Genomic DNA, 13,050 nt, shown 5'->3' with positions numbered 1-13,050 from the left:
GCGTCCGCCCGCACCGACGCGCCCGCCGAAGACGCGGTATCCGCCGCCATGGGAGCCGACGTCGTCGCGTTTTCACCGGCCTGGACCGCCGGGGTGACCGCCGCATCGGATTCCGTTCGCGCACCGGCGATTACGTTCGGGTCATCCTCCGAACGCGGCACGGTGCCGGTCTCGCCGTTCGAGACCACGTCACCACCGGATCGCCCGCCCGCCTCGGAAACATCGCCGCCCGCCCCCTCCGGACGAACCCCGTTCGCATCGGAATGCACACCGGCACGGGGTGTTTCGGCAGTCGCGCCCGGAGACTGCGTGGTCGTCTGCTCCGAACGTGTACCCGTGGCCTGGTTCCCACCACCCGGCTGATGGTTACCCTCGACGGAATCCGCGGCCCCGGCCGCGCGAACCTGCGTGTCGCGCGGCGAATCCACCACTGCCGCACGGTTGTTCGGCGTCTGCTGGACGTCGTGCTGAACGCCCCCGCCACCGTTCTCCTCGGCGGGGGCCACCACGTGCTCACCGCGCGAACCCGAATCGCCGACCGCCAGTGGCGTACTGCCGTCGCCCACGATGTCCATGTCCCGCGCCGACCCGATCCGCATCTCCGGAACGCCCGCGGGCGTCTTCCAGAAACTGCTTTTCGTGTAATACCGGTCCGCCACAGCATGATTCGCGCCCGACAGCATGCCGCCCGCAGCCCCCGCGGTGAACATCCGCCAATCCACGTGGGTGTTCTTCAGATCCTCGACCGCGGTGTCCCACCCCTTGGTCGCCAGGTCCACCGCGAACTGCGTGGGCACCATCGCGGCGACCGCGCCCGCGGAATTGACCACGCCGGAAACGGTTCCGGCCACGATCCGGGTCGCCTTGGTGCCCAGAGACTTCACCAGCGCCTTGTCCAGCGCCTCGGCCGTGGGGCCGCCCACCGCGCTGCCCGCCGCCCCGGCCACACCCGAGACGATCGTCTCCCCCCAATTGATGCCGTTGCGATGCCCCTCGAACACCTGGAACTGCTGAATCGCGTAGTCCTGCAACGCACCCAGCAATCCGCCGACCATCACGTGCCGCAGCAGGAATTTCGCCATCCGAGCACCGATCAGGCCGGCGAGCTTCTCCTCCATCGCCGCCAGCGCCTCGCGCATCATCACCCGGACCCCGACCCGGGTTGCGACGATGATCCCGGCCTCCTCCGCCGGCGCGGTCGGCGGGAAGATCCACACCGAGGCGATCTCCGCGGCCGTCACCACCAGCGTGGTGTAGAACATCAGCTTGGTGTACTGGATCTGCGTGCCGCCGGCGTCGACCGATTCGGCGACCTGATCGAAGAAGTCGGCCAGATCCGGCAGCGAATTCTTGGCATTGCCCGAGTCGCGCAGGATCGCGTCGAATGCCTTGGCCATCGAGTCCGAGCCGTCGCCGTCGGAGTAGGCGGACAGGGTGGCGCTCTTGGCCGCCTCGACGTCGTGGACGATATCGCGCAATCCCGCTGCGGCGGTGCGCCAATCGGCCGCCATGGCCCACATCTCGTCTTCGTTGCCGTGCGGCCACTCCATGCCCACCGCGGCGCCCAGCCACTCCAGCCAGGACGGGAATTCGATCGCCATGGGGCTATCCCGCGATCACCAACCGGCTTCCGTGGTCCGAGGCTGCACTTCGTGATCGTGGTCGTACGACTCCACGTCGGTGAACTGCATTTCGTCCGCGCCGGGAAGTGGGTTGCGCTCAGCCGAATTCGGCGGTTTCAGTGAGGGTTCCGGCGGCGTGGGCAGCTCACCGCGCAGGTCCGGCATGCCCTGGATCAGGTCGGAGAGTTTGGGCAGCCGGGCCCGCTGACTCTGCAGCGGGGTCATCAGCTCCCGATTCTTCTCGTTCAGATCCTTGGCGGCCAGCTGCGCGGCCTCGGTGACCGCCTTGGCGATCGCCGAGAAGCCGAGGTTCTCGATACCCGGCCCGAACTTGGTCTCCACCACGATCCCGTCGGCATTCACGCTGACGGTGACGCGCTTGTTGGAAACCGTTGCGGTACCGATCAATTGGGCGCGCTGCTGCTGAATTCGGGCGACGGTGCGCAGCTGTTCCCGCGCATCGGAGACGATCGATTCCAGCTCGGCCCTGTCGAACTCATATGCCATAGGTCACCGACCCGGCATCAGGCGTTGAAGGTGACGTACACGGCGGCGGTGCCGTGCTCGGTCTTCTCGATCTTGTCCGCGCTCTGGGTCTGGCCCGTCGAGTAGCTGTCGAAGGTCTTCTCGAACTGCCCCGCGCCGGTGATCATGTTCGTCTTCGCGGTGAGATAGCCCTTGTCGCCATCCGCGAACTGGTGCCCCAGCGAATCGTCACCCCAGGGCTCGCCGCGCGCGGCCAGAGCCGACTGGAGGGTGGTAATGACACTCCCGATCCGGTCCCGCACCTCGCCGGTCTTGACCGCCGCCCTGCGCAACTGCTCCGGATCGACCTTGACGGTCGTCATCGCCGTTCCCCTCTCCTCGCGCTCGCCTCGACGCGCTCTCACATTGACGCATCATCGACGATGTCATCCACCGGCGAATCCGCCGTTGCGCCGACATGAACGAGGAGTAGACGAAACGCAAATCGAGACCGGCCAGATTTGGGAACACGACCGACCTGTGATGATGTGCGACATGCGAATTCTGGTGCAGCGCGTGCGTTCCGCGCAGGTGATCGTGGACGACGAGGTGGTCGGCAGCATCGACCCGGCGGCCGCGGGCGTACCGCACGGTCTGGCGGCCCTGGTCGGTGTCACCCACACCGATACCGAGGCGACCGCGAAAGCCCTGGCCGACAAGCTGTTCCGGCTGCGCATCCTGGACGGGGAACGTTCCGTCGCGGATCTCGGCGCACCCGTCCTCGTGGTCAGTCAGTTCACGCTCTACGCCGACACCGCCAAGGGCCGCCGCCCCTCCTGGTCCGCCGCCGCGCCCGGTCCGGTGGCCGAACCCCTGGTCGAGTTGTTCGCCGAAACCCTGCGCGGGCTCGGCGTCACCGTGGCCACCGGACGGTTCGGCGCGCACATGCAGGTCGCGCTGGTCAACGACGGACCGGTGACCCTGCTCCTGGAAGCGTGAACCCGATTCGGCTCAGCCCGCCGAGCCGGCGGCGGATGTCGCGTGCAGCCGCTCGGCCAGCGCGCGGAACACCATGTAGTTCGGCATCAGGCACAGCGGCAGCGATTCCAGCGGCTGCGCCCGCCCGCGCACCCGCACGCTCAACCAGCCGCCGACCACGGCCAGATCCCCGACCTGCGACCACGGCACCGATTCCGAACCCGCCCCCAGTTCGGCCGAGGTCAGCCACATCGGCGCGAATTCCAGCCGTGCCCCGGCATCCAGCGCCGCCTGGGCTACCGGCAACTGCGCGTCCAGAATGCCCTGTTCGATCTGCGCGCCCCACTGTCGCGGACATTCGATGCCGTGCCGCAGCACCACCGGCTCGCCGTCCGTGTCCATGATCGTGTAGCGGTACGAAACGTCCTCTGCCGCAGGATCTTTGGCGGCATGCACGATTTTTCGCCGGACCGTCGTGCTGTCGTACCGGACCACCCGGACCTGCCCGCCGTCCGAGGCCACCACCCCGTGCTGATACAGATCCAGCCGACTGCCGCGCTGATGCGCCGATCCCAGCAACCCAAGATCCCACAGCAGCCGGGCCGCGCCCGCCAGCAACACCACGATGCCCAGGACACCCACCGCCGGCAATCCGACGGCGAACCCGATCACCGCGACCACGATTCCGGCCGCGATCACCCCGGCTCCGAGCAGCGGCCGCCGCGCGTCCACGTGCCCCGGCCGGTACGTCCGGAGGTACCGCCCGAGCATCGCGCGCTCGGCTGCGTCGCCGACCGCTCCGGTCACTCCCGAGTCACCGCCCGATGTCACCACGAATGGGTGCCCACCGCGGGACCGATCCACACTTGTTCGTCGCACAATTCATACCCGGACGACAACGTACCCACTCCTACCTCGCGGAATGGGTACGTTGTGATGCTTGTCACTCCGAATTCACAGTCGAAATCCCCGGTCACGGCCCATCGAGCGCGGCTTCCCGACGCGCTACTCCGGACGCGGCGTCAGAATCCGCGGGCCGTCCTCTGTCACGGCCCATCGAGCGCGGCTTCCCGACGCGCTACTCCGGACGCGGCGTCAGAATCCGCGGGCCGTCCTCTGTCACGGCAACGGTGTGTTCCCAGTGCGCCGCCCGAGTCCCGTCGGTGGTCACGACGGTCCAATCGTCGCCGAGCACCTTCGTCTGCGTGGTGCCCAGCGTCAGCATCGGCTCGATCGCGAGCACCGATCCGACGACCAGTTTCGGCCCGCGACCCGGCGCGCCCTCGTTCGCCAGGAACGGATCCATATGCATCTCCCGGCCGATGGCGTGCCCGCCGTAACCGTCCACGATGCCGTAGGACCGGCCGTGCTCACGTTCGGCCGCGCGAGTGCCCAGCTCGATCGCATGCGAGATGTCGGTGAGCCGGTTACCGGGCAGCATCGCCTCGATCCCGGCCTCCATGGACAGCCGCGTGGCATCGCTGAGCAGACGATCGGGCTCGACGATCTCGCCGATGCCGAACGTCCACGCCGAATCGCCGTGCCAGCCGTCCAGGATCGCGCCGCAGTCGATCGACACCAGATCGCCCTCGGCGAGGATTTCGTCGGCGGCCGGAATCCCGTGCACCACACGGTCGTTCACCGACGAGCAGATCGATCCCGGAAATCCGTGATAGCCCTTGAAGGAGGGCACCGCACCGGCGTCACGAATGACCTGCTCGGCGACGTCGTCCAGTTCCAACGTCGAAACGCCCGGCTTCGCGGCAGCGCGCACCGCGACCAGGGCCCGGCCCACGACCGCCCCGGCCGCCGCCATCGCGTCCAGCTCACCGGAGGTGCGGAACGGCACCACCTTCTTGTGCTTGCGGCCGAAGACCATCCGCGTCAGCGACCCAGCGCCCGCAGCACGCGCCCGTTGACCTCGTCGACCTCGCCGACACCGTCCACGGTGACGACCAGGCCGTCGTAGTGCTCGAGCAGCGGCGCGGTCTCCGATTGGTACACGTGCATCCGGTTGCGGATGACCTCTTCGGTGTCATCCGAGCGGCCGCGGCCGAGCATGCGCTCCACCACGACGTCCTCCGCGACCTCGAGGCTCACCACGGCGCTGAGCTCGTGTCCGGCCTCCTTGAGCATCTTCTCCAGCGCCTCGGCCTGATCGACCGTGCGCGGATAACCGTCGAGCACGAAACCCTTCACCGCGTCCGGTTCGGAGATGCGGGATTCCACCATGCGGTTGGTGACGTCGCTGGGCACCAGATTGCCCGCGTCGATATACCGCTGCGCCTCGCGACCGAGGGGGGTCTGCTGTGAGATGTTCGCACGGAAAAGGTTCCCCGTGGAAATGTGCGGGACACCCAACTTGTCCGACAGCAGTTCAGCTTGCGTGCCCTTACCGGCACCCGGCGGACCGAGCAGTACGAGTCTCACTTGAGGAACCCTTCGTAATTTCTGTTCATCAGCTGGCTCTCGATCTGTTTGACCGTGTCGAGGCCCACACTCACGACGATCAGTATCGACGTACCGCCGAACGGCAACTGACTCGAAGCACCACCGGATGCGCCGATGTCCAGAAACAGGTTCGGCAGCACGGCCACAGCACCCAGATAGATCGAACCCGGCAGGGTGATTCGGCTCAGCACCCGAGTCAGATAGTCCGCGGTCGGCTTACCCGGGCGATATCCGGGAATGAAGCCACCGAACTTCTTCATCTCGTCCGCGCGTTCCTCCGGGCTGAAGGTGATCGCGACATAGAAGTAGGTGAAGAACACGATCAGTACGAAGTAGATCGTGACGTACACCGGATTACCCGGGTTCACCAGGTACTGCTGAATGATCTTCTGCCACCAGCTGCCCGAGCCACCCGAGGACCCCTGCGTCAGCTGCGACACCAGGTTCGGCAGATACAACAGCGACGAGGCGAAGATCACCGGGATGACGCCGGCCTGGTTGACCTTCAACGGCAGATAGGTCGACGAGCCGCCGTACATCTTGCGACCGACGACACGTTTGGCGTATTGCACCGGAATCCGGCGTTGGCCCTGCTCGACGAAGATGACGCCGACGACCACCACCAGCGCCGCCACGAGGACAGCGCCGAAGATCAGGCCGCCGCGGCTGTCCAGAATGCCCTTGCCCTGGGAGGGCAACCGCGCGGCGATACCGGCGAAGATCAGCAGCGACATGCCGTTTCCGATACCGCGCTCGGTGATCAGCTCGCCGAGCCACATCACCATGGACGCACCGGCCGTCATCACCAGCACGATGATGATCATGCCGAAAATGCTCTTGTCGGAAAGAATGTCCTGATCGCACCCGCGCAGCAGCTGCTTGCGCGCGGCCAGCGCCACCAGGCCGGTGGCCTGCAGAACCGCCAGCGCCACCGCGAGATAGCGGGTGTACTGGGTCATCTTGTTCTGGCCGGACTGGCCTTCTTTGTGCAGTTCCTCGAAGCGCGGAATGACGACCCGGAGCAACTGGATGATGATGCTCGCGGTGATGTACGGCATGATGCCGATCGCGAATATCGACAGTTGCAGCAGCGCACCACCGGAGAACATGTTGATCAGCTGGTAGATACCAGCGTCACCACCACCGTTGACGATGTCGACGCAGTGCTTGACTGCCTTGTAGTCGACACCGGGCGACGGCAGCGCGGCACCGATGCGGTACAGCGCGATCAGGCCCAGCGTGAAGAGAATCTTCCGCCGTAGGTCCGGGGTCCGGAAAGCCGACACGAAGGCGGAAAACACAGATCCTCCTGGCTAACGACATGTGGGGTCATGCCCGGGTTTCGACAAGTCTTGGCAGACAACACTTGAACTCTAACAGCGACGCCGGACGGGCTCTCACCCGTCCGGCGACACTGTGTAGTACTGCGACGTACGCGAGGCTTTCACGTGGTCATATGCCACGCTACCGCCCCGCCGCACCGGTTACTGTCAGCCCAGCTCGGTGGCGGTGCCACCGGCCGCGGTGATCTTCTCCTTGGCCGAGCCGGAGAACTTGTCGGCACTGACCTGAACGGCCACACCGATCTCGCCCTGACCCAGCACCTTCACCAATTCGTTCTTGCGCACGGCACCGGCGGCGACCAGTTCGGCCTTGCCGATCTCGCCGCCCTGCGGGAACAGCCGGGCGATATCGCCGACGTTCACGACCTGGTATTCGACGCGGAACGGGTTGGTGAAGCCCTTGAGCTTCGGCAGCCGCATGTGCAGCGGCATCTGGCCACCCTCGAAACGGGCCGGGACGTTCTTGCGAGCCTTCGTACCCTTGGTACCACGGCCCGCGGTCTTGCCCTTGGAGCCCTCACCGCGACCCACGCGGGTCTTCTCGGTCTTCGAGCCCGGCGCCGGACGCAGGTGGTGGAGCTTGATCGGGGTCATGCGTTTACCTCCTCAACGGTAACGAGGTGGCGCACGACGTTGACCAGACCACGGTTCTGCGGGTTGTCCTCGCGGACCACGCTCTGCCGGATCTTGCGCAGGCCGAGGGTGCGCAGCGAATCACGCTGGTTCGCCTTCGCGCCGATTGTGCTCTTGATCTGGGTGATCTTCAGCTGTGCCATGTCTAGACTCCCTGTCCGGCACGTGCACGCAGCATGCCCGCCGGAGCGACGTCCTCGATCGGCAGACCGCGACGGGCGGCCACCTCTTCGGGACGCTGCAGCATCTTCAGGGCCGCAACGGTGGCGTGCACGACGTTGATGGCGTTGTCGCTACCGAGCGACTTGGCCAGGATGTCGTGGATACCGGCGCACTCCAGCACCGCGCGAGCCGCACCACCGGCGATCACACCGGTACCGGGCGAGGCCGGACGCAGCATGACCACACCGGCGGCCGCTTCACCCTGCACCGGGTGGGTGATGGTGGAGCCGATCATCGGGACGCGGAAGAAGCCCTTGCGAGCCTCCTCGACACCCTTCTGGATGGCCGCGGGAACTTCCTTGGCCTTGCCGTAGCCGACGCCGACCAGTCCGTTGCCGTCGCCCACGATCACCAGGGCGGTGAAGCTGAAGCGCCGACCACCCTTGACGACCTTGGAGACGCGGTTGATCGCGACTACGCGCTCGAGCTGGTTCTTCTCGGCGGCATTGTCGCGGCCACCGCGATCACCGCGACGGTCACGACCGCCGCCACGTTCCTGACGGCCGCCCTCGGGGCCGCTGTTCTGTCCGGCGGGTCCGTTGCCGCCGTCACGCCGCTGACGTCCCGGCATCAGACGTTCCTTCCGTTCATGGTCATTCCGGTCTCGGGCTGAATCCGCATCAGAACTTCAACCCACCTTCGCGCGCGGCATCGGCCAGAGCGGCGATGCGGCCGTGGTAGTCGTGGCCACCGCGGTCGAACACCGCGGCCTCCACACCGGCGGCCTTGGCGCGGGCGGCGAGCAGCTCGCCAACCTTGCGGCCCTTGGCGGTCTTGTCGCCCTCGACGGCACGCACATCGGCCTCGACCGAGGAGGCCGCGGCGATGGTCTTGCCGGCCGAGTCGTCGACCAGCTGCGCGTGCAGATGCCGCGAGGAGCGGTTGACGACCAGCCGCGGACGCTCGGTGGTACCGGCGACCTTCTTGCGCAGCCGGAAGTGGCGACGAACCTTGGCGGTGCGGCGACGGGTCGACGCATCCTTGCCGAGCGGCTTGCGCGCGGCCTTCTGAGCTTCGGTTTGTGTGTTGGCCATGGCTTACTTACCCGTCTTTCCGACCTTGCGGCGAACGACCTCACCGGCGTAGCGGATGCCCTTGCCCTTGTACGGGTCGGGCTTGCGCAGGCCGTGGATCACCGCGGCGATCTGGCCGACCTTCTGCTTGTCGATACCCGACACCGAGAACTTGGTGGGCGATTCCACCGCGAAGGTGATGCCCTCGGGCGCGTCGACCGGCACCGGGTGGCTGTAGCCGAGGGCGAACTCCAGATTCGAGCCCTTGGCCTGCACGCGGTAACCGACGCCGAAGATTTCCATCTTCTTCTCGTAGCCCTTGGTGACACCCTCGATCATGTTCGAGACCAGGGTGCGGGTCAGGCCGTGCAGGGAACGGTTACGGCGCTCGTCGTCCGGGCGGACGACCTCGAGCTCGCCGCTTTCGGCCTTGCTCACGATGATGGGCTCGGCGACGACGTGCGACAGGGTGCCCTTGGGCCCCTTGACCGCGACGTTCTGACCATCGATGGTCACCTCGACGCCAGCGGGGATGGCAATTGGCCTCTTACCAATACGCGACATTGTCCTGACCTCCCTTACCAGACGTAGGCGAGGACTTCGCCGCCCACGCCTTGCTGCTTGGCCTGACGGTCGGTCAGCAGGCCGGTCGACGTGGAGATGATGGCCACGCCGAGGCCGCCCAGGACCTTGGGCAGATTGGTGGACTTCGCGTACACACGCAGACCGGGCTTGGACACGCGGCGCACGCCCTGCAGGCTGCGCTCACGGCTGGGGCCGTACTTGAGGTCGACGACCAGGGTCTTACCCACGGTCGCGTCCTCGGTCCGGTAGTCGGCGATGTAGCCCTCGCGCTTGAGGATCTCGGCGATGTTCGCCTTGAGCTTCGAGTGCGGAGCCTGCACCTGATCGTGGTACGCCGAGTTGGCGTTGCGCAGACGGGTCAGGAAGTCTGCGATCGGATCTGTCATGGTCATACGTGACCGCTAACCTTTCTCGCCACGGTTCCCATACAGCACCCGCGCACGCGGATAGTGGGCCTATAGCAATTCGGCTGGTCCGGCAAGCTTTCTGCCAACCGGATGAAGTGCGTGTCATCCGGGCCCCACGCACATACGACAATGCACATGGACCGGCCCAGGCAACTGGACCAGTGTAGACAAGGCCGCTACCAGGACAAAATCGGGGCCACACCGGGCATCACCGCCGTGACCCGAGGCTCCCGCGATCCCGCCGCAGCGGACCGAGCCCTCAGTCGAAATCGGCGCCGCCCTAGTTCGAACAGGACATTCGGCGAAACACTGATCTCGAACGGATGCTCGACCGCGAGTACGTCGTCACCCGACGACGAGCCGGTACACGAACCACCGAGGTCAGAATAGCCGCATCGAACTCTCGCGGGTCACCCCGAACCTCGCACCCTCGATGCCATCCGCCTCGCATCGGCGCTCCGGTGCGGGCTGGACGAACTCGGCCTCGTCACGCACTACAAGAACATCGGGCACGTGGCCGAACAACTCGGCTTCCCGGTTCAGGATCCGGTGCGCTGACCTTCACCACCTCGTGCAGTACGGACGGCATGGGCGAAGGCTGCCGGAAGGCACCGACACCCAAATCTGCACAGTCACACCGAGAGCCACGCCGGATGCGTTGCCCGGCGAAGGATATCGGCTCGGCCGCAAGGTTTTTCGGCATCCGGTTGTGCACGACGCAACGCTCGAACGTCGGCGCGACAGAGGGTGAACTTCGGGCAATCGGTCTCGAGTCCGCAGTTAACTTTCTATTTGCTTGTCGCGGAAGATGTTTCGGCTCACGATCAGTGATCGCCGCCGAGTTGCCGGAGTACCGCTCAACGAATAACCCAGCCGCTCAGTGGGATTCGACAGGACGTCGCGACCTGCTCCGGCGTGCCGGGAGGAACGGTATCGAGACGCGACCACGACATCACAGTGAACTTCAGGCAACTTTCCTCAGGCCGTGATCACGTTAAATTCGCCTGCACCATAACCAGTTTCACTGATTGTAAGTGGACTCCTTCGAGTTGCCGGTCCATTGCCGCTTGAATATCGTATATCCCTGGTTCCAGCAGCGGCAGTTCATCGTTCACCGCACGCGAGTTGACCTTTGGTGGAGGACACGTGACGCCCAACGGTTTTGGCGACTGTCACAGTGTCTCGGGCGCGGAGTGCGTGGAGCATTACTGGCGTGTAACGGCCGTGGGTCCTCATGAGCATTAACCTGCCCAGCGGACTGCAATGGGTGTCATACCTGGCCGGGGCCGAGTGGCCCAAGGGTGACGAAGACAAGATGTTCACCCTTGCCGCGGACTGGAAAAGCTTCGCCGAAGTCATCTCCGGAGACTCGAACGATCTGGTCAGCCAAGTCGAATCCGTAGTCGCCGACATCGAGAAGGCATACGCCTCAGGCCCCGGCCGGGACTCGATGATCTCCACCCTGTCCTCACTGACCGACGAATCCAGCGACTCCTCACTGCAAGCGACCGCCGAGTCGATGAAAAGCCTGGGCCAGTCCGCCGACAAGGCCGGAGACTCCATCCAACTCGACAAAGTCCAGATCCTGGTCGGTTTGGCGTGGCTGGCTTACGACCTGGCCACCGCCTGGATGGCGGGCCCGGCCGCGCCCGCGGTCGAAGCCGCGGCCATCGCTGCCACCCGCACCACACTCGCCATCGCACGACAAGTCCTCAAACGCGCCCTGCAAGAAGCAATCAAGGCCGCTGTGGTCGGCGCGGCGCTGGAAGCGGTCGTCGACGGACTGATGCAACTGGTCCAGATCGCCCAGGGACACCGAGAAAGCTTCGACTGGACCGAATTCGGCGAATACGTCGCCATGGGCGCCGCCGGTGGCGCGGCCGGCGGCCTAGCCGCCCGCGGCGTGGGCACCACGTTCGAGAAGACCGTCGGCAACAGCCTCGATAAAGCCATCGGCGGCAAGGCCACCGCCATCACCCAGAACGTTCTCGAAGGCGCCGCCGGTGGCGTCGGGGGCATGGTCGGCGGCGCAGTGGCCGGAATGGCTTTCAACGGAGGCGAATTCGAGTTGTCCGCCGCCGGTATGGGCGCCGGCATCGCCGGAGCCATGTCCGGGGGCGTGCGCGGACACCGCGCCACCGAAAACACCAGCGGCGGCGGCGACAGCACAGTCGACACCAGTGCCCTGGCCGACACCGCCGCCAAAGCCGCCGAACAAGCCAACTCCCTTGTGCCACAAGATGACACCGGCAGCGGCACAAGCGGCACAGGCGGCACCGGAGGCAACACCAACGGGAACACCGGCGACACCAACGGCACTACCAACGGAAACAACGGCGACACCGGCAGCACGAACAACGACACCACATCCGACACGAGCACAACATCGGACACCAGCAGCAGCGGAACCGAAACCACCTCCAACGGCAACGGCAACGGCAACGGCAACGGCAACGGCAACCAGGCCAACACCACAACCGACTCCCGCACCACGGGTACCAACAGCACCACCGGAAGCGACACCTCCGAGAACGACAACTCCGCCCGCGCCAACACCGGCTCCGACGACAGCGCCCCACGTGCCACCAACACCAACGACAGCAACACTCAGGCCGGCACCAACGGCAAGACCTCCCAGACCGGCACCAACACCCGGACCGACAGCAACGCTCGTGCCGGCGCGACCAAAACGGACGGCACCTCGAGCGCTGCCGAGGCCAGCAACTCCGGTAGCGGTACCAACGGGAAGACCAACACCGACACGACCGACCGCAGCACCAACAGCGACACCACCCGCGCCTCGACAAGCACCCCGGCACAAACCAGCACCGACAGCACCAGCAAGATCTCCGCCGCCCACACCAACGAAACCGGCGGCGAGTCCAGCGGCAACGACATCGCCCGTAGCACCGCTACCAACACCAGCAGCACCAGTGACGCGGCCACCCAGACCGAGAACACCGCGAGCACGACGAGCGTCTCGAACGGCGAGTCCAGCTCGAGTGGAAACACCGGTGATCGGACCGAAGACACCGGCACCAGCACCTCCGGCAACACCACCAGAGGCACCCAAACCAGCGACAGCATCCGAACCGGCAACAACACCGCCGCCGACCACAGCACCACTGACAGCAGCACCCGAACCAGCGGTGCCGCCAACGCCGAAACCACCTACACCGAAACCGGCAGCAGCGCAACGGCTTCGGGCCGACCGACGACCGAGACGGATCAGGGGTCGCAGGGCGGTCAGAGCAACCTGACTCAGACGTCGACAACCGGTTCGTCGCGGCAGAGTTCTACCTCGGCGCAGGATTCGACGGTGGCGGGTACG

The 13,050-nt window shown here is 65.9% G+C and carries 16 protein-coding genes (1 of these 16 cut by a window edge); 2 read left to right on the top strand and 14 right to left on the bottom strand.

Annotation, left to right across the window (positions count from 1 at the left end; translation table 11 throughout):
• The 3 genes from NM2_RS10435 to NM2_RS10425 all read right to left on the bottom strand — a co-directional run.
• Positions 1 to 1,601: WXG100-like domain-containing protein (locus tag NM2_RS10435; RefSeq protein WP_157121019.1), on the bottom strand; the 1,601-nt coding region annotated here is incomplete at its 3' end.
• Between the two features lie 15 nt (positions 1,602 to 1,616).
• On the bottom strand, positions 1,617 to 2,129 hold the full coding sequence (locus NM2_RS10430; RefSeq protein ID WP_067667083.1) for a YbaB/EbfC family nucleoid-associated protein: 513 nt from the start codon (positions 2,127 to 2,129) through the stop codon (positions 1,617 to 1,619).
• A 17-nt stretch (positions 2,130 to 2,146) separates the two neighbouring features.
• Positions 2,147 to 2,470 carry a hypothetical protein gene (locus NM2_RS10425; RefSeq protein ID WP_067667081.1) on the bottom strand — a complete coding sequence of 108 codons (324 nt, stop codon included), beginning with the start codon at positions 2,468 to 2,470 and terminating at the stop codon, positions 2,147 to 2,149.
• Between the two features lie 172 nt (positions 2,471 to 2,642).
• Here NM2_RS10425 and dtd point away from each other — a divergent pair, with 172 nt between their 5' ends.
• On the top strand, positions 2,643 to 3,086 hold the full coding sequence (dtd, locus tag NM2_RS10420) for a D-aminoacyl-tRNA deacylase (RefSeq protein WP_067667084.1): 444 nt from the start codon (positions 2,643 to 2,645) through the stop codon (positions 3,084 to 3,086).
• 12 nt (positions 3,087 to 3,098) lie between these two features.
• Here the strand turns inward: dtd and NM2_RS10415 are convergent, their stop codons facing one another.
• The 11 genes from NM2_RS10415 to NM2_RS52560 form a co-directional block, all read right to left on the bottom strand.
• Positions 3,099 to 3,872: a DUF6585 family protein gene (locus NM2_RS10415; protein WP_067667079.1), complete on the bottom strand. Its 774-nt coding sequence runs from the start codon at positions 3,870 to 3,872 to the stop codon at positions 3,099 to 3,101.
• A 271-nt stretch (positions 3,873 to 4,143) separates the two neighbouring features.
• Entirely contained in the window at positions 4,144 to 4,944 is an 801-nt protein-coding gene (map, locus tag NM2_RS10410; protein WP_067667077.1) for a type I methionyl aminopeptidase, read from the bottom strand.
• Positions 4,945 to 4,949: 5 nt separating this feature from the next.
• On the bottom strand, positions 4,950 to 5,495 hold the full coding sequence (locus NM2_RS10405) for an adenylate kinase (protein WP_067667075.1): 546 nt from the start codon (positions 5,493 to 5,495) through the stop codon (positions 4,950 to 4,952).
• Positions 5,492 to 6,817: a preprotein translocase subunit SecY gene (gene secY, locus NM2_RS10400; RefSeq protein WP_067667074.1), complete on the bottom strand. Its 1,326-nt coding sequence runs from the start codon at positions 6,815 to 6,817 to the stop codon at positions 5,492 to 5,494. The genes NM2_RS10405 and secY overlap by 4 nt, the downstream gene beginning before the upstream one ends.
• Before the next feature lie 189 nt (positions 6,818 to 7,006).
• A complete protein-coding gene (rplO, locus tag NM2_RS10395) occupies positions 7,007 to 7,453 on the bottom strand; it encodes a 50S ribosomal protein L15 (protein ID WP_067667072.1) in 447 nt (148 codons plus the stop codon).
• Complete coding sequence (gene rpmD, locus NM2_RS10390) at positions 7,450 to 7,635, bottom strand: 50S ribosomal protein L30 (RefSeq protein ID WP_067667070.1); 186 nt, start codon at positions 7,633 to 7,635, stop codon at positions 7,450 to 7,452. Before rpmD ends, rplO begins: the two co-directional genes overlap by 4 nt.
• Before the next feature lie 2 nt (positions 7,636 to 7,637).
• Positions 7,638 to 8,285: a 30S ribosomal protein S5 gene (gene rpsE, locus NM2_RS10385; RefSeq protein ID WP_040818518.1), complete on the bottom strand. Its 648-nt coding sequence runs from the start codon at positions 8,283 to 8,285 to the stop codon at positions 7,638 to 7,640.
• A gap of 49 nt (positions 8,286 to 8,334) precedes the next feature.
• Positions 8,335 to 8,748 carry a 50S ribosomal protein L18 gene (gene rplR, locus NM2_RS10380; RefSeq protein ID WP_067667068.1) on the bottom strand — a complete coding sequence of 138 codons (414 nt, stop codon included), beginning with the start codon at positions 8,746 to 8,748 and terminating at the stop codon, positions 8,335 to 8,337.
• Between the two features lie 3 nt (positions 8,749 to 8,751).
• Positions 8,752 to 9,291, bottom strand: a complete 540-nt coding sequence (gene rplF, locus NM2_RS10375; protein ID WP_067667066.1) for a 50S ribosomal protein L6 — start codon at positions 9,289 to 9,291, stop codon at positions 8,752 to 8,754.
• Positions 9,292 to 9,305: 14 nt separating this feature from the next.
• Positions 9,306 to 9,704 (bottom strand): 30S ribosomal protein S8, encoded by a 399-nt coding sequence (rpsH, locus tag NM2_RS10370; protein WP_067667064.1) that lies wholly within the window; start codon positions 9,702 to 9,704, stop codon positions 9,306 to 9,308.
• A 1,004-nt stretch (positions 9,705 to 10,708) separates the two neighbouring features.
• Positions 10,709 to 10,834, bottom strand: a complete 126-nt coding sequence (locus NM2_RS52560; protein ID WP_281182428.1) for a hypothetical protein — start codon at positions 10,832 to 10,834, stop codon at positions 10,709 to 10,711.
• Between the two features lie 119 nt (positions 10,835 to 10,953).
• Between NM2_RS52560 and NM2_RS10365 the strand changes: the two genes are divergently transcribed.
• Positions 10,954 to 13,050 carry the 5' end (the start) of an IQM protein middle domain-containing protein gene (locus NM2_RS10365; RefSeq protein WP_067667062.1) on the top strand. The gene runs 46,761 nt beyond the window's last position, so only the first 2,097 of its 48,858 coding nucleotides appear in the window; its start codon is at positions 10,954 to 10,956; its stop codon lies off the right edge, out of view.

Source organism: Nocardia miyunensis NBRC 108239 (assembly GCF_001613065.1).
GTDB classification, from domain to species: Bacteria; Actinomycetota; Actinomycetes; order Mycobacteriales; family Mycobacteriaceae; genus Nocardia; species Nocardia miyunensis.
Note: the sequence above shows the minus strand (reverse complement) of the source record. Positions and strands in the feature narration are given on the sequence as shown.